Below are 25,202 nucleotides of genomic sequence, written 5' to 3' on the forward strand. Positions count from 1 at the left end.
TCATTCCACCGCGGCGAGTTCGTCGCTGCTGACGCTGATCGCCGCGTGCGCCATCGCGGCGATCACGGCCGCATGCTGGTCGACGACGGGCACCACGTTCGCGAAGTAGTAGCGCGCGCTTTTCAGCTTGCCGCGATAGAACGCGAGTTCGGCCGGCGCGTCGGCCGTTTCCGGCGCATCGAGCCGGCGCGCGGCGATCGTCGCGGATTCGAGCAGCACCCATGCCGACGTGACCACGCCGAACATCTCCAGAAAGCGCGTGTAGAACTGGCTGCTGCGATGCGTATGGCCGTCCTGCACGTCGCGCGCGATGTCGTCGAGCGCGGCGGCGATGCGGTCGGCGCCCGCGCGCAGCGCATCGAACAGCGGCCGCAATTCCACATGCGTGCCGGGTTGATGCTGCTGCGCGAGGAACGCGTCGAGTTCGTCGCGGTAGTACTGGATCAGCCGCGAATGGCGACCGAAGCCGAGCTTGTCGCGCACGAGATCCTGCGCCTGGATGTAGTTCGTGCCTTCCCAGATCGACAGGATCTTCACGTCGCGCGCGTTCTGCTCGACCGGGCTCGCATCGGTATAGCCGAGCCCGCCGTGCACCTGGATCGCCGTTTCGCAGATCCGCCACGCCTGATCGGAGATGAACGCCTTGCAGATCGGCGTCAGCAGCAGTTGCAGCTTGCGATGACGCTCGATCTCGGCCGGGTCGGCGTCCGGCGTCGCCTCGAGCATCGCCGCGCGCGTCGCGGTCGCCGCGAGCTTGCCGAGCAGGCCGCGGCAGCCGTCGACGCGGCTTTTCATGTCGACCAGCATGCGCTGCACGTCCGCGTGCTCGACGATCGCGACGCGTGCCGCGTTCGTGTTCGACGCGCGCTCGATCGGCCGGCCCTGCAGCCGGCGGCCCGCATACTCGACCGCGTGCAGGTACGCGCTCGACGCGACGCCGACGCCGAACATCCCGGTGCTCATCCGCGCCTGGTTCATCAGCGGCATCAGCTGCAGCAGGCCGACGTTGCGGCGGCCGCCGAGCAGCCAGCCTTTCGTCGTGCCGTTCGAGCCGAACACGAGATGGGTGTTCGCGCAGCCCTTCAGCCCCATCTTGCGCGGCAGGCCGATGCAGTCGACGTGGTTCGGCTGCAGCTCGCCGGTCGTTTCGTCGGGCCAGAAGCGCGGCACGACGAGGCACGACAGCGAGAACGAATCCGGCGATGCGGTGTCGACGCGCCCGAGCACGAAGTACAGCGTGTTTTCCGTCAGCTCGTGCATGCCGGCCGAGATATAGACCTTCTCGCCGTCGATCGCGTAGATGTCGCGTTCGAGCGGCGTCGCGCGCAGCGCGACCGCGGTCAGGTCGGTGCCGGCCTGCGGTTCGGTCGCGCAGAAGCACGCATCCCAGCGGTATGCTTCGAGCGGCGCGATCAGCGCCTTCTGGTGCGGCGTGCCGTGCATCTGCAGCAGCTTGACCGCGGGGCGCGTGAAGCCGCCGTACGTCATGAACGACGGATTCGCGCCCATGAACATCTCGTAGATCATCTGCGTGACGATCGGCGGCAGCCCGTGCGCGGTGCCGAACAGCGTGTTCGACCACTCGTCGCGAAAGCGCGCCCACAACGCGTGGAAATGCGAAGGAATCCGTACCTGGCCGTCGTCGAGCAGCGTGCAGCCCTCGACGTCCGCCTGCTGGTAGCTGCGGCCGAGGTCGAGCGCGAAATCGCGTGCGCGTTCGAGGAGCGCATCGATCGACGCGCGATCGTGCGTGCCGTACAGGCCGTGTTCCGACAGGAACCGCTTGTCGGCCTCGAACAGTTCCCACAGAAAGAAGCGCAGCTCGCGCAGGCTGACCTTGTAGGCGCTCATCATGCGTCTCCTTCGATATCGAGTGCGGCGTCGAGCCCGCCGGCCAGGTCGACGACGGCTGCTGCCGCCGCGCCATGCAGCGCTGCATCCCATACGAGCACCGTGCGGCGTTCGCCTTCGTCGAGCGCGCCCGCGAGCCGGATCAGCGCGGCGGCCGATTCGGCCGACGACAGATGGCCCGACCCGTCGTGCTGGATGCGCGCGGGGACCGGAATCGACGCGGCGTCAGCCACGCGCGCCGCGAAGCCGGGATCGAAGCCGGGCGGCACGCACCAGTCGATCTGGTTCGCACGCAGGTTGGCCTGGTCGAGCGCGCGGCGGATCGCGCGCGCGGCGACCGGCGCGAGCGTGTCGCGCAGCGTGGCCGGCGCATCGGCCCACGGATCGGCGATCGACGGCCCGAATTCGAGCGCGACGGACCGCACGCCGCCCCACGCGGCCGGCTCGGGCGACGGGCCTGCGCGCGACACGAGCAGCGCGGCGGCCGCGTCGCCGTAGCCGACCAGGTCGCCGAACTGGCGGAAGAACGGGTAGAGCCACTTGTCGCTGAGGATCACGAGCGCCTGGTCGCCTTCGTCGCGCAGCAGCCCGTCGAGCAGCATCAGCGCCGAATACCAGCCGAGCGTGCCGTTCTGGCCGAGCGCGAACGGCGTCACGCGCTGCAGCCCGAGTTCGTACTGCATGCGGCCGACGACCGAGTCGCCGATGCCTTCGTTGAGCGCGCAACTGGCGACGATCACATGCGTCGTGCGGGCCAGCGCGCCGGAGCCGAGCTGGTCGCGCAGGTCGAGCGCGGCATCGGCGGCGAGATCGGCGAGGCTGCGCCCGGGCGGCGCGACGCGCAGCGCGGGCCGGCCGCCCGGCGCGAGACGCGTGCCTTCGTCGGGCGTCAGCGCGCCCAGGCCGCGCGGCCGCGCAAAGCGCGCCTGCGGCAGCAGCAGGTGCCGGTAGCCGGGATGGCGCTCCTGCGCCTGGATCGCACTGAACACGACGGCGGGCGGCAGCACCACGACGCCGCCGGACAGCGCGAGCATGCCGGGCGCGGCGACGCGCGGCGCGCCGACACAGGTTTCATCGAGCGTCGACAGGGTCATGCGGCGGTCTCCTCGAGGTTCGGGCGCGCGAACGCGTCGCGATACTGCGCTTTCAGCGCCGGTCGGTCGATCTTGCCGTTCGGGTTGCGCGGCAACGCGGGCAGCGGCTCGACGACGAGCGGGTTCATGTAGGTGGGCAGCGCGTCGCGGCATGCGCGGGCGATGTCGGCGCGGCACGCGTCGGCGTCGAGCGTCGACACGACGCACGCGGCGATCGCCTCGCCGAGCGCCGGGTGCGGGACGCCGAATACGGCAGCCTCGCGGATGTGCGGCAGCGCGAACAGCACGTCCTCGACCTCGGTCGGGCTCACGCGATAGCCGGACGTCTTGATCATGTCGTCGCCGCGCGCGACGAAGTACAGGTAGCCGTCCGCGTCGCGCCGCACGATGTCGCCGGACCACACGGCGACGTCCGGGCGCGGGATTTCGCCGTGGCGGCGCGGCAGCGGCCGAAAGCGCTGCGCGGTCAGCTCCGGCCGGTTCCAGTAGCCGAGCGTGTGACGAACGCGCCGCGATGCACGAGTTCGCCGGGCTCGTCGGCCGCGCATTCGCTGCCGTCCGCGCGCAGCACGAGGATCTCCGCGTTCGGCACGGCCTTGCCGATCGACGTCGGGCGCAGCGCCGCGTCCGCGGGCGGCAGGTAGGTCGAGCGGAACGCTTCGGTCAGCCCGTACATCAGGTACGGCGACGCCTGCGTGAACAGCGCTTGCAGGCGATGCAGCAGCGGCGTCGCGAGATGGCCGCCGGTGTTCGCGAAGCGGCGGACCCGCGTGCGTGTGCTGTCGCTCCAGCCGGCCGACGTCAGCTGCATCCACAGCGGCGGCACGCCGGTGATCGACGTGACGCCGAACGCTTCGCAATGGCGCGGCACTTCGGCCGGCTGCAGGAAGTCGAGCGGCGTATAGCACGCGCCGGACGCGAGCGCGGTCGTCAGCTGGCTCAGGCCCGCGTCGAAGCTGAGCGGCAGCACGCCGAGCACGACGTCGTCTTCGGCGAGCTGCTGGTACGCGGCGACGCTGAACGCGCCCGATACCAGGTTGCGATGCGACACGACGACGCCTTTCGGCTTGCCGGTCGAGCCCGACGTGTAGAGCAGCGCGGCCGGATCGTCGTCGACCGGGCGGCCGAAGGGGGGCGCTGCCGATGCCGACGCCGGCGCGTCGGTGTCGGCCGCTTCGATCGCATCGGCCAATTCCTCGATCAGCAGCGTGCGTTCGCCGACGAGCGCGGCGAGTGTTGGCAGGCGCTTGAGCCGCTGCGCGCCGGTCACGAACAGCGCGGCGCCGCTGTCGGCGACGATGTGTTCGATCTGCGCTTCCTTCAACTGCGGATTGACCGGCACGAAGATCGCGCCGAGTGCGTTGGCCGCGAGCATCGCGACCACGGTTTCGATGCGCTTCGGCGCGTAGATCGCGACGCGTTCGCCGGGTCGCACGCCGCGCGAGGCGAGCGCGGCGGCGGCGCGCCGAACCGCGCGCGCGAGCTGGTCGTAAGTCAGGGTGCCGCCGCCGTCGGCATACGCCGGACGATGCGGCCAGCGCTCGGCGCCGTGTTCGAGCAGGTCGGCGATGCTGATCAATGCGTTCATGATCGGCTCCTCGGGTTCAGGCCGGCCGCACGTACACGTGCGCGGCTTCGTGGGACAGGAAATGCGCCATCGAGTACGTGCGGTGATACGCGCCGCAGCGTTCGAACACCGCGATGTCGCCGACCTGGGGCGGCGCGCCCGTGTCGTCGCGGCCGATCACGTCCGCGCGGCTGCAGGTGCTGCCGACGTAGAGCGTCGGCACGCCACGGGGCGGCGGCGCGGGCGTGCGGCGCACGAGCGACGGCGCGGCCAGGCGGCGCATCATCGTTTCGGTCTGCGCGAGCAGGAACGCATGCGACAGCCCGCCGTCGCAGACCGCGATCGTGCGGTCCTGCCACGTCTTGACCGCGACGACGCGCGTCGCGAACACGCCCGCATCCGCGAAGATCGCGCGGCCCGATTCGTGGGCGAGCGAATACTGGCCGGCGAGCGGCGCGAGCGCGGCGGCATAGCGTTCGAACGCGGCATCGCCCGGATGATCGTCGGCGAAACCGCCGCCGAGGCTCAGCGACGCGAGCGGCGCACCGTTGGCCGGTGCGAGATCGCGCGCCAGCGCCGCGAGCCGTTCGGGCAACACGAGCGTGTCCGGCTGCGTCGGGTCCTGGCGGATGAACGAATGCGGGCCGGAGAACACATGCAGCCCGGCGACGGGCAAGCCGGCGGCCACGAGCGTGCGCACCGCGTCGTGCGCCTCGTTCGGCGTCATCCCGAAGTGGTCGTGCCACAGCGCCCGTGCGTGTTCACCCGCCAGCGCGCCGGCGTTCACGCGCAGCAGCACGGCGCCCGGCGTGCTGCCGCCGGCCGCCGCTTCGCGGGCGAGCGGCACGAAGCGCGCGACCGCGTCCGGGTTGTCGAGCACGAAATGGCAGCGCGACGCGAGCCCCGCGCGCATGAACATCTCGTCCATCGACGGATTGTTCAGGTAGCGCGGCGTCTTGATCCGGCCGATCACCGCGTCGAGTTCGCCGCGGCTCGCGAGTTCGACGCCGTCCTCGTACGCATGCGCGCAACGCGCGAGCATGTCCTGGTTCGGATTCGCCTTCAGCGACACGATCAGCCGCGTGCCGAGCCGCGCCTTCAGCGACCGGTAGCGGGCGATCGCGATCTCGGGCTCGTACACGTAGCACGGCGTGCGCAGATCGGCGATCCACGCCTGATCGGCGGCGGGAAGCGGGCGCTCAGGCGTCATGGCGGCTCACCGGATGGAGCGTGGCGGCCGCATACGCGCCGCAGTTCGACTGCATCACGCCGAGCACGCGCCGGCCGTGCGCGACCGCATCGAGCCCGACGTCGGCCAGGTTGATCGGGAAATCCGAACAGCACGCGTGGCCGCGCGCATGGATGTTGTCCGCATAGAGCCGCTCGGCCGGCACGCGCATCGCGCGGCACAGCGCGCTCCAGCCGGGCAGGTCGGCGTTGTGCGGCAGCACGAGGTCGTATGCGTCGAGCGCATGCGGTTCGAGCGCGACGGCCGCGTCGATCGCACGACGCGTGTACGGCCACTCCATCATGATCAGGTCGGCCTCGTTCGCGGCGACCGTGTCAGACCCGCGATGCCATTTCGCATGCGTTTCGATCGCAATGCCGCCGAGCCGGTTCTTCGTGCTGTTGCGCGCGATCAGCATCGCGGCCGCGCCGTCGCACTGCACGCCCGTCATCTGCCGCATCCGGTAATCCTCGCCGTATACGCGGTCGGACGACACGACGAGCGCCGCGTCGATCTGCGGATGGCGGCGCATCAGCGCGCGCACGGTTTCGATGCCGGCCGCGACCGATACGCAGTTCAGTTGCGCGACGGAGCCGAGCCACAGCGGCTCGATGCCGAAGCGCGCGGCCACTTCGTGCGGCAGGCTGCGCGGCGCGGGCGGCACGCTGAACTGCTGCGTGTGCACATGCACGATCGCGCCGACGTCGGACGGAGGCACGCGCGCGGTATCGAGCAGCCGGCCGACCGCCGCGATCGCGAGATCGGTCTCGCTCGTGTCGAGCGCCATGTGGAAATAGCGGCTGCCCGACTGCGCGATCGCGGCCGCCCGCTGGGCTGGATAGTCGCGTTCGGCGGCCCAGGCTTCGATATCGACGGGCGGGCCCGGCAGCTCGTAGGCCACCGCGTCGATGCCGATCCAGAAGCCGGCGTCGCGGGATGCGGGGGAGGAGGGCATCGTCATGTCAGTTGAGCGGCATCGCCGCGTAGTCGAGGACGTCGAGCTTTTCGAAGGTCGCCTGCACGGTCGGCGTGAGCAGGCCCATCTCGCGGATCGTCGGCACCAGGCGCCGGAAGATCGAGCGGCGGATCGAGCTCGATACCGGCGACTCGCGCACCATCGCGCTGCATTCGCGCTTGGACAGTCCCATCGGCTCCCAGATGTCGTCCGCGCACAGATGCTCGTACAGCACGGCCGCGCCTTCGCAGATGAATTCCTCGCGCTCGCGCAGCTCGTGCGAACTCATCTCCGCGTACACGCGGCACAGCGTGATCCGGCCGACCGCGAAGTGACGCGCTTCGTCGCGCTGGATCCGCAGGAACAGGTCCTTGATGAACGGGTCGGTGCTGTACGCGACGACGCTCTGGAAGATCGACAGCGCGATGCCCTCGACCAGCACCTGCATCCCGAGGTTCGTCATGTCGAGCGCGCTGCTCGTGATCGTGTCGTGCAGCAGCCCCTTCAGCGAGCGGCTCATCGGGTAGCTGACGTCGAGCTTCTCGTTGACGAGCTTCGCGTACGCCTCGACGTGGCGCGCTTCGTCCATCATCTGCGCGGCCGCGCACAGCCGCGCGCTCAGGCCGTTCTCGGCCGACGCGAGCTTCGACGCGCAGATCAGCGCAGCCTGCTCGCCGTGCAGGATCTGCGACAGCAGCCAGCCCTGCGCGTGGTGGCGTACCTCGCGCTTGTCGGCGTCGGCCAGCTTGCCCCACAGTTCGGTGCCATAGATCAGCAGCGTCGGGTCGGGCATGCCGAGCGGGTTCGCCGGGTCGAGGTCGTGGCGCCAGTCGACGTCGGTCGCGACGTCCCACTGCGCGGCCTTAGCCTTCTCGTACAGCCGGTTCAGCGCCTCTTCGCGCAGCGCGTAGTCGTTCGACATCAGCGCATCGACGGGCATCGACCAGCGGATATCGGCCGTGTCCTGCATCACGGTAAGCGTGTCGTTCATCAGGGTCTCCCCGGCCGCGCGGCGGCGCCGGAATGATGGGCGGAATCGGTGAATGGGGCGGCGCGCGACGCGCCGGGGTGCGGCTCGAGCCGGATCGCGAACGCCGGCCACGCGCCGCGCAGTTGCGCGTCGAACGCATCGGCGAGCCGCGCGGGCCAGATCGCGCAGCACACGCGGTTGTCGCCGGCGAATTCCGCATCGCGCAGGATGCGGTCGCCGATCCAGACGACCGGCGCGCCGCGCGCGGCATCGCGCAAGGCTTCGTCGTACAGGTGCACGCCGAGCAGCACGTGCGGCGCGAGCAGTTCGGCCGGCAGCGCACCGAAATACGGCGCGCACACTTCGATGAACAGGCGCGCGTCCGGGTGCACCGCGTCGCGAATCCGCGCGGTGATTTCCGCGAGGAATGCGAAATACTGCACGTGGTCGAGCAGCACGCGGCGTTCGCCGTCGGCCGCGTCCGACGTATTGCCAGCGTCGTACGCATCGCCGGCCGCTTCCGCGAGCGCGGCGCGTGCGTAGTCGGTGGGCGTGTCGAGCGGCATCCGGTATGCGCTGGCCGCGACCGCGACCGGCTGGCGCGCATCGCGCTCGATCCGGTAGGTGAAGTGAACGGGTCGCACCATGTCACGCCTCGCCGTCGAGAGAGAACGTCGCGTCCGGCGCGAACGCGACGTCCGCGATCGCGTAATAGCCGTTCAGCGCGAGGGAGCAGACGGCCGCGCGGCGCGGCGTGTCGCCGTCGCGCCGCGCGAGCAGCACCGACAGCCACGGGTCGCTGCCGAACGCATGGCCGAACACGCCGTGGCCGTCCGGCAGCAGCGGCGTCTTGCCGACCGACGCGAGCAGCGCGCGCCGCGACGTCGCCGGAAAGAACGGCAACGCCGCGTGCAGGCCCGGGCGCGCCGCGCAGAACGTGCGGATGTCGCGGCCGAGCCGCACGACCGCACTGGACGGCGGCGCGGCGTCGGCGATCACCGACTGCGCCGGTTCGCGGCCGACGTCGACGAGCAGCGTGCAGACGCCGAAGCCCGAGCGCCCCCATGCGGGATTGCCGTGCCAGTACGTATAGCCGTGCACGTCGATGTCGACGATCTGCAGCAGCAGCGTGCGCGGCCCGGTCTCGGCCGCGGTCGCGAGCGTGCGGCGCAGCACGTAGCCCCACCCCGCGCATTCGTACGAGCAGGTCATCCAGTCGGGCGTGTAGTCGTTCGCGCCGGCCAGCGCCTGCGCGAACACGCGATGCTGCGGCGAATCGTTCATCAGCAGCATCGACAGGATCGTCGAGCTGACCACGTAGTCGTCCGCGCCGACCGCGCCGCACAGCCGCTCGCGCTCGGCGCACGCGAGCGTGCCGATCGCGCGCGCCGTGTCGTCGAGCGGCACCGCCGCGCCGTCGCGCGACGGCGCGACGCGCCGGTACGCGAGCGCCTGCACGGTCAGCGCGGTCGCCGGGGCCGGCTCGATGGCGGCGGTCGCCACGGGGGCAAGGGGCGCGAGCATCGCCGTATCAGGCCGCGTGCTGCTGGCTGCGCAGTTGCGCGTCGAGCTGCTGCAGCGTCGTGTACTGCGTGATGTTCAGCGCTTCCGGATCGATCGAACCGTAAAGCTGTTCGCAGAACACGATCAGCTCGACGATGTTCAGCGAATCGATGCCGAGTTCGCCGATGCCGGCGTCCGTGTCGACGGTTTCGACGTTGAGGATCTTCGCGACTTCGCGGGACAGGATGTCGAGCGCGTCGGCCGGAACGTTCTGGGTCGTCATGAGGGGAGCTCCTGGAGTTGAGTTGAATGGATCGGGATCGATCGGCCTGTCGCGTGGATCAACTGCCGGCTTCGCAGCGCAGGCTCTTGCGAAGCTCGTGATAACAACGGTACGAACTGCCTTCCATCTTCGAAAACGCCAGCAGGTCGCGCTGGTCGTCGAACAGCGGCACCTTGCCGTCGCGCACGAGCGCGCTCAGGAACTCGTTCGACAGCAGCTTGATCGCGAGCACGCGCTGCACCTTGCCGAAGCTGTAGTGCGCGTCGTCGGTCTGGGTGCGCGCGGCGTCCGCGATGAAGCGGTGCACGGCGCGCGCGTCGGCATCGAGTTCGACGCGGCCGGTCCGTTCGAGCCAGCCGACGTGTGCCATCAGCGCGCGGACGAAGTACGGTCGCACCACGGTCAGGTATTTGTTGAAGACGGTCGGCCCGCCGATCCGCAGCCGATCCTCGGCGGCGACGCGCACCTGGCCGCCGACGTTTGCGAGCTGCAGGTTGCCCGCGAGGAACGGCGCGCCGCAGGTCGTGCGTTTCAGTTTTCGATACTCTTCGGGCCACACGAGATAGGCGGCCGGGAACATCACGCCCGGCAGGCGCGCGGCGACGACGGCCATGCAGTCGCGATGCGCCTCGATGCCCCATACCTTGTCGACGGTCAGCGCGAGCCCGTTGTCGTCGCTACGTACGACGGTGCGCCAGGCGGCCAGCGTCGGGCCGCCACCGTCGCTCATCAGGAACGCGAAGTTGTGGCCGGCGTCGATGCACGCGCATGCACGGCGGTTCTGGTCGTCGGAGAAGAACAGCCCGAACATGATGCGGATGAATGCGCGCATGAACGGCTTGAACAGGTGATGAAACCCTTCGCGGTCGATCTGCTCGAGCAGCGCTTCGGTGAGCGGCGCCTCGTCGTGCCGCAGCGGTGTCGACGCGGACGCGTCGGGCAGCACGTCCGGCGTGGCGGCGCGCAGCGCGATCACCATCTCGCTGTCGAGCAGCCGCACGGCGGCGGCTTCGACGAGCCGGGCCGCCGCGCGCGGCGGCGTGCCGATCGCGTCGAGGTGGCGCAGCACCGGATACGCAGCCTGGTCGGCCACGCGCAGCAGCAGCGGCGGTGCGATCGGGGCGGGGGCGGAAAGCGTGGACATGGCAGGGTTCCTGTCAGAAACGCACGCGCACGGCGGCGTCGATGCGGGTGCCGAGGCCGACCATCCGGTACTCGGACTGGCTGTCGGAGAAGGCGTGGGTGAGCGCGACATCGACGCTCACGCGTTTGTTCACGTCGGCGACGACCTGCGCGATCGCGAGCAGGCCCTTGTCCTGCGGCGAATAGACGCCGCGCAGCGAATACTCGACGCGGCCGACCTTCTTGCCGAGCCGCGCGAACAGGTAGTCGCGCAGGCTGCCGTCGACGCTCACGAAGCTGGCCGTGCCGCCGAGGCCGGCCAGCGCGGCGCCGGGCGCGACGGGCAGCAGCGCGTTGTTCGCCTGCACCGCGCCGACCATTCGGCGCCACTGGCTCGCGTCGTAACGCGCTTCGTCGTGCGACCACTCGACGATCAGCGACAGATTGCCGGGCAGCGCGCTCTGCATGCCGACCGCGCTGCGCCACATGTACTGGCGATCGTTGCGGCGATCGACGGCGTCGTACGCGGCGGCCGAATCGAGCGGCGTGCCGTTCGCGATGAACGCGGGCAGCGGCCGCGTCGTGCCGCGCTCGAGCCACGCGCTCGCATAGACGGTGTTCGAGCGCGCGACGTCGAACGACAGCGTCGCGCCCGCGCCGCCGCGGCCCGCGTGACGGCCCGCGAGCAGCGCGGCCGAGCCGCCCGACCCGTTGTACGCGCCGCGCACGAGTTGCGTCGCGCCCTGCACGTCGCGGTTGTCGACGTCGTTGCGCAACGTGCGGTTCTCGCCGGCGATGAACTGCAGCGTGGTCTGTTCGCCGGCCCATTTCGCTTCGATGAGCGGCGTGCCTTCGACGTCGCCGTAGCGATCGTAGATGTCGGCCGTCGCGGCCCGCTTCTGGAAGAAGCCGAGCGGGAAGAACGCCTGCGACGTGTCGAGCGTATCGATCCGCTTGCCGGCCGTCAGCGTGATGCCGTTGTCGAACGCGTAGCGCACGCCCGCTTCGTTGAAGCGGCTCGCCTGCGCGCCGAGCGAATGGTTGCTGGCGACGACGCGCGCGTTCACGAACAGGTTCTCGCCGTCGATGCGTGCGAGCAGGCCGGCTTCCTGCTGGTTGCGCGGCGAGTCGCCGATCAGGCGGCCGAGCAGCGCGCGGCCGTCCATGCTGTCGACGGAGCGCGCGTAGCCGATACCGTTGAGCGTGCCGAGCTGATCCATCAGCGATGCTCCGTGCGCGAGCGTGCAACCGAGCGCGAGCGGGATCGCGAGCGCGACGCCGGGCCAGCCGCAGGACGTGCGGCTTGCGCGGTCGGGCGACGAACGGAGGCGGTCACGATGAGCGTCGGCATCGGCGTCGTACTCACTGGCCATCGGCGAGCGTGTCGGGATTGAACCAGCCCGACGGAATCGTGCGCGGTTGGCCGTCGAGGATGTCGACGACGCTCGCGCGCTGCTTCTCGACCTCGTTGCGATACGTGATCTTGCGGATCACCTTGCGGCCGTTCGCGTCGACCGGAGCCGAAAAGTCGGCGCTGCGAAACAGCAGGCCGCTCGCCAGGAAGAACTGCGCGCGCACCGGCACGTCGGTGTCGGGCGTCACCCACAGCTTGATCGTCGGGTACACGTTGTCGGGATCGGTCGCGCTCAGGTCGAGCTCGGTGGCCGGCTTGCCGGCGATCGGCGTCGTGCCCGGCACGGCCGTCGCGCGATAGCTGTCCGCCCAGTGCGTGCGCGTGATATCGCTGATCACGACTTCCCCTTGCAGCCGCTGCATCCCGTTGATGCGCACCGCGCTGCGCGTGTTCGGCACGTAGAACCAGTGCCCGCGCGTCGTCGCGAGGTATTTCTGGCCGTCGTTCTCGCCGCTGCGCGTCAGCGCGAGCGTGTCGCCGTTGCCGCGCGTGTAGACGAGATAGCGCGTCGCGTCGCCGGCTTGTCCGCCGACCTCGTTGGTGATCCGGATGCTCGTCTGCGTATCGGCGGCCGTGCTGCGGTATGCGTCGGCACGGGCGAGCATGGTCTGGGCCGTCGGCGTGTCGGCCGCGTGCGCGGCGAGCGGCACGCACGCGACGAGCGCGGCGAACGTAAGGCGAATGCGGTTCATGGGGCGAGTCCTTCGAGGATGTTGCGTTTCGCGAGCCCGATCGTCGCGAGCAGCGCCGCGGCCACGCCGAGCACGACGAACGCGGCTTCGACGGCGGCCACGGCGACGGGCGATACGGTGAATTCGAGCAGGATCGGTTTCACGCGGCCGGGCGGCGCGGGCAGGTGGATCTGCGCGTGATTGAGCGCGACCATCGTCAACAGCGCGAGCGCGATGCCGGCGGCCGCGCCGAGCAGGCCGAGCAGCGCGGTTTCCTGGATCAGCACGCCGCGCACCGTCGCGGCCGGCACGCCGAGCGCGCGCAGCGTCGAGATCTCGCGGCGCCGCTCGACGATGCTCATCAAAATCCAGTTGCTCATCGACAGCAGGATCGTCGCGCACAGAATCGCGCCGAACACCGAGAACTGGTTCTTGTACAGCGCGACGACCTGGTGATAGAGCGACACGAGCTGGTCCCAGGTCCGCACGTCGAGCGTCGGCAGCGCGGTGCGCAGCGTCGCAGCGGCGGCCGTCGTGCCGGCGGTGTCCTCGAGGAACACCGCGATGCGCGACGCGCGGTCGGTGCGCAGCAGCGCCTGCGCGGCCGTAAACGTCACGTTGACGATCCGTTCGTCGACGTCCTTGTTGCCGGTGCTCATCACGCCGACGATCTGCGCGTCGGTCGCGTTGATGCCGCCGTGCGCGGTCGACGCCATCAGCTGCACGACCGAGCCGACGTGCACGCCGAGCTTGCGTGCGAGTTCGGCGCCGACGACGACTTCGGTCCCCGCGTTCGTCGGCGACAGATAGCGGCCCGACAGTACCGTGTGATAGTCGAAGAAGCCGGGCGGCTCGCGGTTCGGTTCGATTCCTTCGCCGACGAAGCCGTAGCTGAGATCGCCGTTCGATACGAGCCCGTCGAAGTCGATGCCGCGCGCGGTCGTCGCGACGCCGGGCACCTTTGCAATCGCCTGCGTGGCGGCGGCCTGTTCGTCGGCGGTCAGCCCGTATTGCAGCGGCCGTTCGCCGATCAGGTCGAGGTAGCCGTGATGCAGCACCTGCACGTGGCCGACGCCGCTGTCGATCGACCCTTCGCGCACGGCATCGAACGTCGCGATCACGTAGCCGAGCGCGAGGCTCGACGCGAACGCGGCGACGCCGATCATCGCCATCGTCAGCACGGTGCGGCGCCGGTTGCGCCAGAGGTTACGCCACGCAAACGTCGACCAGTTCACGATTCACTCCCGGTACGCCGTCGCGCATCTCGATGCGGCGCGGCAGGTGCGCGCACAGACGATCGTCGTGCGACGCAATCAGAAAGGCGGTGCCCAGCGTGCGATTGGTGTCGAGGATCAGCTCGGCGACCGCCCGCGCATTCGTGCTGTCGAGGCTCGCGGTCGGCTCGTCCGCGATCACGATCGCCGGCTCCTTGGCGAGTGCGCGGGCCAGGGCGACGCGCTGCTGTTCGCCGCCGGACAGCTCGCCGGGGCGATGTCGTTCGCGCGCGGCGAGCCCCACCGCGTCGAGCATCGCGCGCGCGCGTTCGCGCCGCGTGCGCGGCGTGCCCCATGCGAAGCAGCCGAGCTCGACGTTCTCGAGCGCCGACATCACCGGTATCAGGTTGAACTGCTGGAATACGAAGCCGATGCGTTCGCGGCGAATCCGTTCGAGCGTGTCCGGCGCATCGTCGATGCGGCGGCCTTCGAGCCAGCGTTCGCCGCTCGTCGGCACGTCGAGAAAGCCGGCGAGGTTGAGCAGCGTGCTTTTGCCGCTGCCCGACGGACCGACGAGCGCGACGACGTCGCGCCGGGCGATCGAGATCGTCGCGTCGCGCACCGCGACGACGCGGCCCGCGCCTTCGTACGTGCGTGTGACGTCGCGCAGCTCGAGCACCGGGGCCAGGGGCGCGGCCGTCATGCGAATGCTCCCTGGCCCGCTTCGACGGCAACCGGTGCCGCGATGACGGGCAGCGCGCCGTTCGCATAGAGATCGCGACACTTCACGCGCTGCAGCTTGCCGCTCGTCGTGCGCGGCAGCGAGCCGGGCTCGACGAAACACAGATCCTGCGCGGCGAAGCCGATGCGCGACGCGAGCAGCTGCTGGCACTCGGTGCGCGTTTGCGGCGTCGCGTCGACGGGCCGCGCCTCGATCGCGACGACCAGCCGCTCGGTGCCGGTTTCGGGATCGGGCAGCCCGAACGCGATGCACGTGCTCTTGCGCAGCGCGCTGTGCGACGCCAGCGCTTCCTCGATCTCGTGCGGGAAATAGTTGCTGCCGCGAATGATGATGACTTCCTTCTTGCGGCCGAGGATATGCAGCTGGCCGTCCGCGACGTAGCCGATGTCGCCCGTGCGGAACCAGCCGTCGGCCGTCAGCGGCGCGGCGATCGTGCCGTCGTCGGGGTTCAGGTAGCCGAGCATCACCGACGTGCCGCGGATCGCGACTTCGCCGACCGCGCGGTTCGCCAGCGCGTGGTCGCCGTCGTCGAGGATGCGGAACGCCATCCCGTCGATCGGCGTGCCCATCGCGAGCACCGTTTCGGTGTCCGTCTCGCGACCGTCGTTCGCGGCGGCCGGCTGCGCGTCGCGGCGCTCGATCAGCGCGCGCCGGTCGAGCGTGTCGGCGATCACGTACGGCGCGCGGTCGACCGCGCCTTCGTGCCACGCGCGATGCATCGATACCGCGAGCGTCGATTCGGCCATCCCGTAGCACGGTTGCAGCGCCGATGCCGCCAGGCCGTACGGCGCGAACGTCGCGGCGAAATCGCGCAGCGTCGCGTCGTCGACGCGTTCGCCGCCGATGAAGATGTTGCGGCACGCGGACAGATCGACGCCGATCATCGCGGCCGCATTGAAGCGGCGCACGCAGTAGCGCAGCGCGAAGGTCGGCACCGACGTCGTCGTCGCGCGCGCCGACGCGATGCGCTTCAACCAGCCGAGCGGATTCCGGATGAAGCTGTTCGGCTGCATCATCAGCAGCGGCGCGCGGTAATGCAGGTTCGACAGCAGCGTGAGCAGCCCCATGTCGTGATAGAGCGGCAGCCACGACGCGGTGCCGTCGCCGGCCGCGATATCGAAGCGCACCGAGCCGCCGATGCCGAGCACGTTCGCGATCACGTTCTCGTGGCTGAGCACCGCGGCCTTCGGATGCGACGTCGAACCGGACGTGAGCTGCACATGATGCGGATCGCTGCCGCTCTTCGCGCTGATCAGTGCGCGCGCGCCGGCGTCGGCGGCATTCGACAGCGTCGCGAGATCGACCACGCGCGTTGAGGCCGCGGGAAACGCGTCGTCGCGCCACGCGGCGGCCTGCGCATCCGCGGCGACGACGATGCGCGGCCGGTACAGCTCGCACGCGACGTCGATCACCTGCCGTCCGGCCGCCGCGCGCCGTGCGGGAACGGACACGGTGCAGGGCAGCGCACCCGTCATCACGCAGGCCATCATCGCGACCGCATGTTCGACCGACGCGGGCAGCGCCAGCATCACCAGATCGTTCTCGCGCACACCGAGCTCGCGCAGCGCGCCGGCCTGATGAAACACCGCTTCCGCGAAGCGCCGGTACGTGACGCCGGCTTCGTTGCCCGCATCGTCGACGAACGTCATGCGATGCATGGCGCCCGCGACGTCCTCGAGCGATTCGATCAGGCGATGAATGGTCGATGCGTACTTCGTCACGAGGGTTCTCCCGTTGCGGAACACGGCCGCTCGCGCCACGGTGCCGGCGGCGCCGTTCGTCGAGTGAGGTGGATTCTTGCCGGATCGATCGGCCGCGACAAACGGAATCTATGCAGGCTATGCATGAGCGGAGCGCATCCACTCGGGGCAGCGCACATTCGTTATCAGCGTGAACGATGAATACGCGCTAGGTGACTGGTCTGTCTCATTCGACCGGTCGTCTAGTTCACGATGTGGTGCGCTCATGCGCAGGCGTCATGCAATGCGTTCGGAAAATTCGTTTGTCCGAAACATCGACTCACAGAAGAATTGCATCCCGGCAGCGCGCCAGCGCCGCCGCGTCATCGTGCCGGGCGGGGCCCGGCTCAAGGAGAGCGTCTTGTCCGTCACCTCATCGCTGGTCGCCCGAACGAAATCGGTTGCAGACATGAAGAGCCGCCCGAGCGGCGTGGTCTTCTCGCTGAAGCTGGCGGTGTACGTCGCGCTCATCGCGCACGGGATGATGTTCGCGCTGTCGGCGCTCGTGATCCTGAAGATCTTCGGCATCCTGCTGATCGGTGCGATGTATGCGCACGGCGTCGAACTGCAGCACCAGGCGCTGCATTACCAGGGGTTCCGCAGCAAGCGCCTGAACATGGTGTTCGGCGTGCTGCTCGGCATGCCGATGCTCGTGTCGTTCCACGCGTACCAGGACAGCCACCTGCGCCATCACCGGCTGCTCGGCACGCCGGAGAACAAGGAGTTCTTCGACTACGGCGACCAGTACGGCGCGCGCCCGGTCGTCAATGTCGGGCTGTGGGCGTGGCGGCTGTCGATGGCCGCGCACTATATCCAGTTCGCGAAGAGCGTTGCGAAGCTCGTCGTGCCGGGCGCGCGCTTCGGCGACAACGCGCTCGTGTCGCGTGCGATCCGCCGCGACTACCTGCTGATGGCGGCGGCGATCGCGCTGCTGGCCGCGCTGTCGTTCGCGCTGCACTCGTGGTGCGTCGTCTGGGTGTGGGTCGTGCCGCTCGTGTGCGTCGCGGCGCCCGTGCATGCGCTGGTCGAGATGCCCGAGCACTACCGCTGCGACCTGACGAGCACCGACCCGTTCCGCAACACGAGGACGATCGAGAGCAATGCGTTCATGACATGGTTCACGAACGGCAACAACTATCACGTCGAGCATCACATGATGCCGAACCTGCCGATCGAGCGCCTGCACGATCTGCATGGCGCGATCGCGCCGCGCATCCGCTATTACCACCGCACGTACCGGCAGTTCTACTACGCGTTGCTGCGCGGCCGGCTGACGCCTCGCTCGGTGGACGACGATCGGGACGATCGCGAGCCCGATGCCGAAGCGGTTGCGCCGGCGTCCACGCAATCGGCATGACTACCGCTGCCGACTATCTTGGGACGACGATGCTCTATCCGGAACTGTTCAGATCGCTCGAAGCGGTTCGCTGGGACATGGAGAAGGACATTCCGTGGAACCGGTTCGATGCCGCGTTGCTCACCGACGAGCAGGCCGAGACGATCAGGATGAACGCGATCACCGAATGGTCGGCGCTGCCCGCGACGGAAATGTTCCTGCGCGACAACCGGCACGACAGCGACTTCTCCGCGTTCATGAGCGTGTGGTTCTTCGAGGAGCAGAAGCATTCGCTCGTGCTGATGGAATACCTGCGCCGCTTCAAGCCGGAGATGGTGCCGACCGAAGCGGAACTGCACGCGGTGCGCTTCCAGTTCGATCCGGCGCCGCCGCTCGAGACGCTGATGCTGCACTTCTGCGGCGAAATCCGCCTGAACCACTGGTACCGCTGCGCGGCCGATTGGCACACCGAGCCCGTCATCAAGCAGATTTACGAAACGATTTCGCGCGACGAAGCGCGTCACGGCGGCGCGTACCTGCGCTATATGAAGAAAGCGCTGAACAACTGCGGCGACGTCGCCCGCGCCGCATTCGCGAAGATCGGCGTGCTGATGGCGTCGGCGCGCCGCACCGAGAAGCCGCTGCACCCGACCAACCTGCACGTGAACCAGGCGCTGTTCCCGCGCGACACCGTGCAGTCGCGCCTGCCCGATCCGGAATGGCTCGAGCGCTGGCTCGACGAGCAGATCCGTTTCGACGGCGAGTGGGAGAAGAAGGTCGTCGAGCGGATCCTGCACAACCTGTCGATCCTGTTCGAGCGCACGTTCGCGACCGCGCAGGAACTGAACCGCTATCGCCGCGAAGTGACCGCGCGGACGAATGGCGCGTTGGGCCGCCCGTAGCGGATCGATACAGGCAGCCCGTCGCGCGGTGCGGGCCGAAATCCCGCCGACATCCGAACGCCATGCGGCCGAACGGCGCTACCGGCAGGCGAATTAATCATTCCAGACATAATCGGCGCATCAGTTGCTTGAAATTGCATGGCAGCTTTGAAATTCATTCGTTTAGCATATTTATGTAAACACGGAATTCCGGATTTAGATGGCATTTTCGTGTATGTTACCGACCGGTTGTCTTTCGCAGTCCGGGAAAATAAATTTAAAAGTTGGCCGATTGAAATTGAATTGTAGGAATCGGATGATGCATCTGATTGTGCGACGAGATCGACGTGATAGCGTCGAATTCTGGCGGTAATCCTCTGTTTTTTAAGGAGTTTGTCGACTATTTGAAGTGCTGGATTCGTTCTCATATTAATTTACAAAATCACTACCTGGATAATGTTCATGTAAGGATATCATTGCGATCAAAATCGATAGATAAATACAAGTGTCACGATTGAAAATAAGAATGATGTGCATCCATGCTTCAATATAAAATCGTTTCCGAATCCAAATGGGAGAGACGATTCAGGGAGACGAACGGCGACTTATCGGTCGATGGGTGCAACTTTGAGGCGGCGGTATGGCTAATGTGAGATTGGCAAAGCGATTGAGAAGTCTGCCTTCGCTGGATTTCCTGAGAGGCTTCGAATGCGCGGCGCGCCATTTGAGCTTCACGCGGGCGGGGCAGGAACTGAACGTCACGCAATCGGCCGTGAGTCGGCAGGTCAAGGCGCTCGAAGAGCAGCTCCGGATCGAGCTGTTCCATCGGCACATTCGTTCGTTGACGCTGACCGACAAGGGGCGCGAGCTGTACGACGCGATCTCGTTCGCGTTGTCCGACCTGGAATCGGTGGTCGGTAAGCTGTCGTCGAGTGTCGGCCAGCGCGCCATCTCGTTGTCGACCACCGTCTCGTTCGCCGCGCTGTGGCTGATTCCACGCCTCGGTTCGTTTCGCGCCAGCTATCCGGACATCGACGTGCGCGTGTCGGCCACGAGCGAAATCGAAGATCTCAAACGCAAACGTTTGCACCTGGCCGTGCGCTATGCAGGCCCGTATACGTCGACCGACGATACGGACGTGCTGTTTCGCGAGCGTGTCGTCGCGGTGTGCAGCCCGAGCCTGGTGGCGGCGGGCGACGCCGCGTCGATGAAGCCGGCCGACCTCGACAAGCACGTGCTGCTGCATCTCGACGACCCGCGCGGCGAATGGCCGTGGCACGGCTGGAGCCATTTGCTGAAGGCGCTCGGCGTGCCGCGGCTGCGGCCGGTCGGCGCGCTGCACTTCAGCCAGTACGATCAACTGGTCCAGGCCGCGGTCGACGGCCACGGTATCGCGATCGGCAGGCGGCCCCTCGTCGACGGGCTGTTGAAGCAGGGGCGGCTCGTCGAGCTGTTCCCGCACTGCACCGTTGCATCGGGCAGCTACGTGCTCGTGCAGAACCCCGATGCGTGCAACGAATTCGATATCGCGGTGCTGACCAACTGGTTGCTCGAACAAGCGTGTCATTCGCTCGAGGAGGAGCCGGGCATCGCCGGCAGCAACGTGCTGCCGATGTACCGCGTCGGATAGCGCGGCGAATACGTCGTGCGCGGCGTCATGCACGACGCCTGCAACCTGTGCGATGATGCGCCGCTTCGCGTTCGTCGCAGAACGCCGCCGACTGCGGCACCCGTTTCCGGGCCATCGCCGCGTCCTCACATCCGGAGACAGCATGCCCGCACACACTATTCATGGCAGTACCCTGCACTACCTCGATCACGGCGCCGGTTTTCCGGTGCTGCTCGGGCACAGCTATCTGTGGGACGCGACGATGTGGGCGCCGCAAATCGACGCACTGTCGCGCCGGTATCGCGTGATCGTGCCGGATCTGTGGGGGCATGGCGAATCGGGCGCGCTGCCGGACGGCACGCACACGCTCGACGATCTCGCCGCGCACGCCAGCGCGCTGCTCGACGCGCTGGAGATCGAACAGTGCGCGATCGTCGGGCTCAGCGTCGGCGGCATGTGGGGCGCGCGGCTCGCGTTGCGCGAGCCGCAGCGCGTGCGCTCGCTCGTGATCATGGATGCGTCGCTCGAGGCCGAACCCGATGCGACGCGCGCCCGCTACTTCGGGATGCTCGACGCGATCGAGACAGCGGGCCGCGTCGCGCCGCCGCTGCTCGACGCGATCGTGCCGCTGTTCTTCCGGCCGGACGTCAATCTCGACGACCCGGTGCCGACGGCGTTTCGCGATGCGCTCGCGAACCTGCCGGCCGACCGGCTGCGGCAATCGATCGCGCCGCTCGGCCGGCTGATTTTCGGCCGGCCCGACACACTTGCGACACTCGCCGACCTCGATGCCGCACGCACGCTGCTGATGTGCGGCGCGGGCGACATGGCGCGCCCGCCGTCGGAAACCGTGAAGATGGCGAGCGTGATCGGTTGCGCGCATGCGCTGGTGCCCGACGCCGGCCATATCTCGAACCTGGAAAATCCGGCGTTCGTCACGCGCACGCTGCTCGACTGGTTCGACGCGCAGTCACTGCCGTCGAACTGACGATCGCGCGAACGGCGACGCCCGCGTGCTCGGCGCCGCGCAGATCGGTTTTTCCGGTGGCGAGCCGCCGCAGCGCAGCGGTCGGACGGGCATGGGCGGCTGCCGGGTTTCTAGCGATCCTGATTGCGTGGGCGTGGGCGTGAGCGCCGCCCTCGGGTCGCGCGGCCGAATGGTTGCGATCGACCACCGATCTTCCGGAATACTACCGATTCGGTTGGACATTGGGGTTGCCTGTCGACACACGAAAATCTGCAGTACGAACGAAAGTTTAAAACGCACCGGGCGGGGTCGCCCGCAACCGTTTCCTCCTTTCCTGACCCGGGCCGGCGGTGCGGGCAGGGCAACGCGCATATCGCACGCGCCGCATTCGACCGACGCGAACGCCCATCAAAACGAGTCGATCCGAATTCGATGAGCGCGCGCCGGACGAACTGCCCTATGACGGATCCATACCGACAAGTCCGACAAACGGCATAGGATCCGGCACGCGAACGAATCGTCCCGTGTAATTGATCGTAATCGCATGTAATCCTTGGTCATACCGTGTGATCCCGTGTATCGCCCATAGGTTTCGGTCTCTTCAACGACAAACGTTTGCGTGCCGCTATACCGAAAGATTCGACGATGGAGCCGGTATTTCATTACCGATCCGAGGTCACGCACGATCTGAATTTTCCTTAAATGCCTGGCCAAAATCCCGGGATGACGTTTGCGCGAAATCGCCGGTTTCACCCGCCCTGAGCGACATTCGACCATGCTGCCTGAACGGCTCTCACCAGCGCCCACGCGGGGTCGCCGCGATGCGGCCCGTTCGCCCATTGCGGCGGCGGCACTCGAAAAAGACGGCTCATTCGATCGATTTCGGTTTCTCTTCATTACCGGTGATTTCCCCCGCCTGCGTTATCGCGATTTATATTTCCTGGCATTGATGCACGTCAATTTTCAATGAAATGGCGTGATCGTATTTCCACCAAAATTGATGAATTTCAATAAATAGGTCCATATCATTGGCTTGATTGAATCCGACAACAACACGGCGAAAACAGACATTGACAAATCGGCGGGCGAGGAGCGCCCCTTATGATGCGGCGCAGAAAACAACAAATGTAAGAAATTGTTAAAGGGCCGCAGGATGCAAACAGTGCCGAATCATTCATCGACGGGGTCAAGCGTGAATCGGGGAAGAGGCGCCGGCAACGAACATCAACGGGCAAGCGTAATCGTCCTGTTGCTCGAGGGTTTTTCGATTATGCAGATGGGCAAGCTGGCCGCCGTTTTCGAACTGGCGAATCAGCTCGGACGGGTCGATGGCGCATTCGTCGACCGTTACGAATTGCGCCTGTATTCCGTGCATGGCGGCCCGGTTCGTTCGTCGTCGGGCGTCGGCATCTGGACGGAAGCGGCGCGCACACTCGAAGCCAGCAGGGTGCACGCGATGTTCGTGTTGAGCGGTCAAGGCGGGACCGACGAGCTCGACGAACAGTTTATTGCGTGGGTCCGGCATGTCCATCAGCGGGCGCGGGTCGTGCGCGGCAGCCATGGCGGCCGGAGATTGCTGACGCAGATTCGCCTGGGGCAGAAGGAGATAGAGAGGGCAGCGTCGGGAACGGACGGCGGCGCGTCGGACGATGAAGCCGCCGGCGACGAAGACGACGGGCCTTTCTCCGATGCGTTGTCGATCGTCCGGGTGGACATGGGTTACGAAATCGCGCAGGAAATCGTGATGTGCATGGTGTCCGGCGCGAACCGCAAACTGACCGACGTGTTGTTCGGTGCACGCGTCGCCCGTGCGAGCACGCTGATCCGGATGGCTGCGCATCATCTGCGGGTCAATAGCGAGAACCGCATTTCGATCGCCGATGCCGCGCAGGCCGCCGCGATGAGCGAGCGCAATTTCTTGCGGCGCTTCAAGAACGAAATCGGTGTCACGCCTACCGAGTTCGTGCTGAGGATACGCCTCGAAAAGGCATGCCGCATGCTGATCGAGACGGATCTTCCGGCGGACAAGGTCGCGCGGCGCACCGGCCTCGGCAGCGGCGACCGGATGGCAAAACTGTTTCGCCAGCACTTGCAGACATCGCCGACCGAATTTCGGGCGGCTGCACGAAAAGACAGTGACGCATCGACGGACACGCTGTACGCGTCGGATTTGGGCGACTGGATGAGCGGCGCATCGTCCTAGAGCGGGCGATCGCAATTCGCCATCGGACGCCCATCGGCGAAGTCGCTTTACCCGAATTCAAATCCATGCCTGGATATCGATGTTCATTCAGCATGACGGTTTTATGATTTGGAATGCAAATCAGTGGTATCGGTAATTCTGATTTGACGAAGGCGGATTCGGCCACAATCGTGGCGCGGTCGGACATCGATCAACCCGCGCGTATTTCCACTGATTAGGTTATCGACTGGCCTTTCGAGGAGTCGGCACCCCGGTACTCCTCGGAATTTTGCCTGCCGTGTCGTCGTGAGCGCACCGTGCAGGCCTTTTTATTCGTTAGGCGAGCATCGAGCGCCGTCGTTCGGCCGATGCTCGCTCGTAGGCCAGGACGCACCAGGCGATGCATGCGCATGCCCCGTGCGCGCGCATGGCGGCCGCGGCGAATTGCAAATCGACATGAAATTCATGTCGTACATCCGATCCGAATCCGGGCATGAATGGGTGCGAACGCACGTTATTCGTGCATCGCTCGATTCGAGAAATGGATCGAATAATTCGCTCGGGAAATCGGCCTTGATTTGTTCCGCCATCAACAAGGCGGATTCGGACGCAATCGATAAAGGCGAAAGTCGAGGCGAATATGATGCACTGCGGAAACGTTGAAGCAGAGGCGCCGCAACCAGCGTTCCGCGTGATGTGATGCCGCGCTGCGTCGTGAATGGATATTGGGTGATGACTTAGGAGTTCATATCAATGAATTCGTTGATCAATCGAGCGACCGATATCGGAATGATCGTGCTGGGCGCGTTCATCCCCGCGTTGATCGGTGCGACCGGCGGTGCGCGCGGCACCCTGTTCGACGGTGCCCTCGTCGCGTTTGCCGCCGCGCTGGCGTTGTCGGTATTTCCCGCATGTGGCATCTACGAGAAGGTGCGGACGCAATCGGCGCTGCACCTGCTCGGGCGCACGGTGCTGGCATGGATCGTCGTGCAGGGCATGAGCACCGCGCTGCTTTACGTGCTGCATCGTGCGCATGTGCTGTCGAGCGAGTGGTTCGTGTGCTGGACGCTCGCCAGCGGGATCGGCCTGATCGCATTCCGCGCGCTGACGCTCGCGATCTTTGGTGTGATCGAGCGTGCGGGCGGTCAGGTGCGCGCGGCGGCGATCGCGCACGCGGACCGGCGCGGCCAGTTCGAGATCGGCCACCGGACGGTCGGACGCGTCAAACGGACGGTCAAGCGGAGCTTCGACCTGGTGGGCGCGTCGGTGCTGCTCGTCGTACTCGCGCCGGCATTGCTGGGCATCGCATGGGCCGTGAGGCGCGACGGTGGTCCGGCGATCTTCGGGCATGAGCGTGTCGGCCGAAACGGCCGGCGCTTCAAGTGCCTGAAATTTCGCTCGATGGTGACGAACGCCGATGTGGTGCTCAAGGCGCTGCTGGAGCGCGACGCCGACGCCCGGGCGGAATGGGCGCGCGAATTCAAGCTGAAGAACGATGTCCGCATCACGCCGATCGGCCGCCTGCTCCGCAAGACGAGCCTCGACGAACTGCCGCAGTTGCTGAACGTGCTGAAGGGCGACATGAGCCTGGTCGGGCCGCGCCCGATCGTCGAGGCCGAGCTCGAACGCTACGGCGCCGACGTGCGCTACTACCTGATGGCCAAGCCCGGCATGACCGGCCTTTGGCAGGTCAGCGGCCGCAACGACACCGACTATTCGACGCGCGTGTCGCTCGACGTGTCCTACGTGCGCGACTGGTCGCTGCGCCGCGACATCGGCATTCTGTTCAGGACGATCACCGTGGTGGTGCGCGGCTCGGGCGCGTACTAGCCGCTTCCTCCCGCGTGTGAAGGCGGTGCGATCGCGCGTGGCGG

General features: G+C 67.3%; 21 protein-coding genes and 1 pseudogene. 7 read left to right on the top strand and 15 right to left on the bottom strand.

Annotation, left to right across the window (positions count from 1 at the left end):
- The 15 genes and pseudogenes from GJG85_RS31345 to GJG85_RS31415 all read right to left on the bottom strand — a co-directional run bounded on the left by GJG85_RS31345 (window position 1) and on the right by GJG85_RS31415 (window position 16,335).
- The gene (locus GJG85_RS31345; RefSeq protein WP_050013581.1) at window positions 1-1,851 is read right to left on the bottom strand and encodes an acyl-CoA dehydrogenase; all 1,851 of its coding nucleotides are present in this window, start codon (window positions 1,849-1,851) and stop codon (window positions 1-3) included.
- Entirely contained in the window at window positions 1,851-2,945 is a 1,095-nt protein-coding gene (locus GJG85_RS31350; protein WP_050013580.1) for a hypothetical protein, read from the bottom strand. The genes GJG85_RS31345 and GJG85_RS31350 overlap by 1 nt, the downstream gene beginning before the upstream one ends.
- Window positions 2,942-4,533: pseudogene (locus GJG85_RS31355) on the bottom strand (acyl-CoA ligase (AMP-forming), exosortase A system-associated). The gene GJG85_RS31350 and the pseudogene GJG85_RS31355 overlap by 4 nt, the downstream one beginning before the upstream one ends.
- Window positions 4,534-4,549: 16 nt before the next feature.
- Window positions 4,550-5,722 carry a PLP-dependent decarboxylase gene (locus GJG85_RS31360; RefSeq protein ID WP_204384742.1) on the bottom strand — a complete coding sequence of 391 codons (1,173 nt, stop codon included), beginning with the start codon at window positions 5,720-5,722 and terminating at the stop codon, window positions 4,550-4,552.
- Entirely contained in the window at window positions 5,712-6,701 is a 990-nt protein-coding gene (locus tag GJG85_RS31365; protein ID WP_050013577.1) for a 3-oxoacyl-ACP synthase, read from the bottom strand. The genes GJG85_RS31360 and GJG85_RS31365 overlap by 11 nt, the downstream gene beginning before the upstream one ends.
- A 1-nt stretch (window position 6,702) precedes the next feature.
- Window positions 6,703-7,686, bottom strand: coding sequence for a ferritin-like domain-containing protein (locus GJG85_RS31370; protein ID WP_050013576.1), 984 nt, complete (start codon window positions 7,684-7,686; stop codon window positions 6,703-6,705).
- Entirely contained in the window at window positions 7,686-8,312 is a 627-nt protein-coding gene (locus tag GJG85_RS31375; RefSeq protein WP_050013575.1) for a hypothetical protein, read from the bottom strand. The genes GJG85_RS31370 and GJG85_RS31375 overlap by 1 nt, the downstream gene beginning before the upstream one ends.
- Window position 8,313: 1 nt before the next feature.
- Window positions 8,314-9,189: a hypothetical protein gene (locus GJG85_RS31380; protein WP_050013574.1), complete on the bottom strand. Its 876-nt coding sequence runs from the start codon at window positions 9,187-9,189 to the stop codon at window positions 8,314-8,316.
- 7 nt (window positions 9,190-9,196) lie between these two features.
- On the bottom strand, window positions 9,197-9,451 hold the full coding sequence (locus GJG85_RS31385) for an acyl carrier protein (RefSeq protein WP_006481176.1): 255 nt from the start codon (window positions 9,449-9,451) through the stop codon (window positions 9,197-9,199).
- A 58-nt stretch (window positions 9,452-9,509) separates the two neighbouring features.
- A complete protein-coding gene (locus GJG85_RS31390; RefSeq protein WP_050013573.1) occupies window positions 9,510-10,595 on the bottom strand; it encodes a hypothetical protein in 1,086 nt (361 codons plus the stop codon).
- Window positions 10,596-10,608: 13 nt separating this feature from the next.
- Window positions 10,609-11,946: a hypothetical protein gene (locus tag GJG85_RS31395; protein ID WP_204384743.1), complete on the bottom strand. Its 1,338-nt coding sequence runs from the start codon at window positions 11,944-11,946 to the stop codon at window positions 10,609-10,611.
- Window positions 11,936-12,679 carry an outer membrane lipoprotein-sorting protein gene (locus GJG85_RS31400; RefSeq protein WP_204384745.1) on the bottom strand — a complete coding sequence of 248 codons (744 nt, stop codon included), beginning with the start codon at window positions 12,677-12,679 and terminating at the stop codon, window positions 11,936-11,938. Before GJG85_RS31400 ends, GJG85_RS31395 begins: the two co-directional genes overlap by 11 nt.
- Window positions 12,676-13,893, bottom strand: coding sequence for an ABC transporter permease (locus GJG85_RS31405; RefSeq protein ID WP_124630059.1), 1,218 nt, complete (start codon window positions 13,891-13,893; stop codon window positions 12,676-12,678). The genes GJG85_RS31400 and GJG85_RS31405 overlap by 4 nt, the downstream gene beginning before the upstream one ends.
- Entirely contained in the window at window positions 13,865-14,575 is a 711-nt protein-coding gene (locus GJG85_RS31410) for an ABC transporter ATP-binding protein (RefSeq protein ID WP_050013569.1), read from the bottom strand. Before GJG85_RS31410 ends, GJG85_RS31405 begins: the two co-directional genes overlap by 29 nt.
- Window positions 14,572-16,335, bottom strand: a complete 1,764-nt coding sequence (locus GJG85_RS31415; RefSeq protein WP_239469031.1) for a fatty acyl-AMP ligase — start codon at window positions 16,333-16,335, stop codon at window positions 14,572-14,574. Before GJG85_RS31415 ends, GJG85_RS31410 begins: the two co-directional genes overlap by 4 nt.
- 427 nt (window positions 16,336-16,762) lie before the next feature.
- Here GJG85_RS31415 and GJG85_RS31420 point away from each other — a divergent pair, with 427 nt between their 5' ends.
- From GJG85_RS31420 to GJG85_RS31450, 7 genes are all read left to right on the top strand, one after another.
- Window positions 16,763-17,710, top strand: a complete 948-nt coding sequence (locus tag GJG85_RS31420) for a fatty acid desaturase (protein ID WP_050013567.1) — start codon at window positions 16,763-16,765, stop codon at window positions 17,708-17,710.
- A gap of 29 nt (window positions 17,711-17,739) precedes the next feature.
- Window positions 17,740-18,591: a ferritin-like domain-containing protein gene (locus GJG85_RS31425; RefSeq protein ID WP_204384808.1), complete on the top strand. Its 852-nt coding sequence runs from the start codon at window positions 17,740-17,742 to the stop codon at window positions 18,589-18,591.
- Between the two features lie 619 nt (window positions 18,592-19,210).
- Window positions 19,211-20,200 (top strand): LysR substrate-binding domain-containing protein, encoded by a 990-nt coding sequence (locus GJG85_RS31430; RefSeq protein ID WP_050013566.1) that lies wholly within the window; start codon window positions 19,211-19,213, stop codon window positions 20,198-20,200.
- A gap of 142 nt (window positions 20,201-20,342) precedes the next feature.
- Window positions 20,343-21,167: an alpha/beta fold hydrolase gene (locus GJG85_RS31435; RefSeq protein WP_089490189.1), complete on the top strand. Its 825-nt coding sequence runs from the start codon at window positions 20,343-20,345 to the stop codon at window positions 21,165-21,167.
- Window positions 21,168-21,876: 709 nt separating this feature from the next.
- Entirely contained in the window at window positions 21,877-22,116 is a 240-nt protein-coding gene (locus GJG85_RS31440; RefSeq protein ID WP_124637467.1) for a hypothetical protein, read from the top strand.
- Window positions 22,117-22,395: 279 nt separating this feature from the next.
- Window positions 22,396-23,349: a helix-turn-helix domain-containing protein gene (locus GJG85_RS31445; protein ID WP_124630198.1), complete on the top strand. Its 954-nt coding sequence runs from the start codon at window positions 22,396-22,398 to the stop codon at window positions 23,347-23,349.
- A 732-nt stretch (window positions 23,350-24,081) separates the two neighbouring features.
- Window positions 24,082-25,158, top strand: a complete 1,077-nt coding sequence (locus GJG85_RS31450) for a sugar transferase (RefSeq protein ID WP_089490097.1) — start codon at window positions 24,082-24,084, stop codon at window positions 25,156-25,158.
- Window positions 25,159-25,202: the final 44 nt, after the last annotated feature.

The sequence above is a fragment of the Burkholderia sp. MS389 genome (assembly GCF_016899425.1).
Taxonomy (GTDB): Bacteria; Pseudomonadota; Gammaproteobacteria; order Burkholderiales; family Burkholderiaceae; genus Burkholderia; species Burkholderia sola.

Coding starts and splice junctions, on each gene's coding strand:
- GJG85_RS31450 (WP_089490097.1), top strand. CDS start 24,082: ATGAATTCGTTGATCAATCGAGCGACCGATATCGGAATGATCGTGCTG.
- GJG85_RS31430 (WP_050013566.1), top strand. CDS start 19,211: ATGGCTAATGTGAGATTGGCAAAGCGATTGAGAAGTCTGCCTTCGCTG.
- GJG85_RS31380 (WP_050013574.1), bottom strand. CDS start 9,189: ATGCTCGCGCCCCTTGCCCCCGTGGCGACCGCCGCCATCGAGCCGGCC.
- GJG85_RS31385 (WP_006481176.1), bottom strand. CDS start 9,451: ATGACGACCCAGAACGTTCCGGCCGACGCGCTCGACATCCTGTCCCGC.
- GJG85_RS31375 (WP_050013575.1), bottom strand. CDS start 8,312: ATGGTGCGACCCGTTCACTTCACCTACCGGATCGAGCGCGATGCGCGC.
- GJG85_RS31345 (WP_050013581.1), bottom strand. CDS start 1,851: ATGAGCGCCTACAAGGTCAGCCTGCGCGAGCTGCGCTTCTTTCTGTGG.
- GJG85_RS31390 (WP_050013573.1), bottom strand. CDS start 10,595: ATGTCCACGCTTTCCGCCCCCGCCCCGATCGCACCGCCGCTGCTGCTG.
- GJG85_RS31360 (WP_204384742.1), bottom strand. CDS start 5,722: ATGACGCCTGAGCGCCCGCTTCCCGCCGCCGATCAGGCGTGGATCGCC.
- GJG85_RS31420 (WP_050013567.1), top strand. CDS start 16,763: ATGAAGAGCCGCCCGAGCGGCGTGGTCTTCTCGCTGAAGCTGGCGGTG.
- GJG85_RS31425 (WP_204384808.1), top strand. CDS start 17,740: ATGCTCTATCCGGAACTGTTCAGATCGCTCGAAGCGGTTCGCTGGGAC.
- GJG85_RS31395 (WP_204384743.1), bottom strand. CDS start 11,946: ATGGCCAGTGAGTACGACGCCGATGCCGACGCTCATCGTGACCGCCTC.
- GJG85_RS31350 (WP_050013580.1), bottom strand. CDS start 2,945: ATGACCCTGTCGACGCTCGATGAAACCTGTGTCGGCGCGCCGCGCGTC.
- GJG85_RS31365 (WP_050013577.1), bottom strand. CDS start 6,701: ATGACGATGCCCTCCTCCCCCGCATCCCGCGACGCCGGCTTCTGGATC.
- GJG85_RS31400 (WP_204384745.1), bottom strand. CDS start 12,679: ATGAACCGCATTCGCCTTACGTTCGCCGCGCTCGTCGCGTGCGTGCCG.
- GJG85_RS31435 (WP_089490189.1), top strand. CDS start 20,343: ATGCCCGCACACACTATTCATGGCAGTACCCTGCACTACCTCGATCAC.
- GJG85_RS31370 (WP_050013576.1), bottom strand. CDS start 7,686: ATGAACGACACGCTTACCGTGATGCAGGACACGGCCGATATCCGCTGG.
- GJG85_RS31410 (WP_050013569.1), bottom strand. CDS start 14,575: ATGACGGCCGCGCCCCTGGCCCCGGTGCTCGAGCTGCGCGACGTCACA.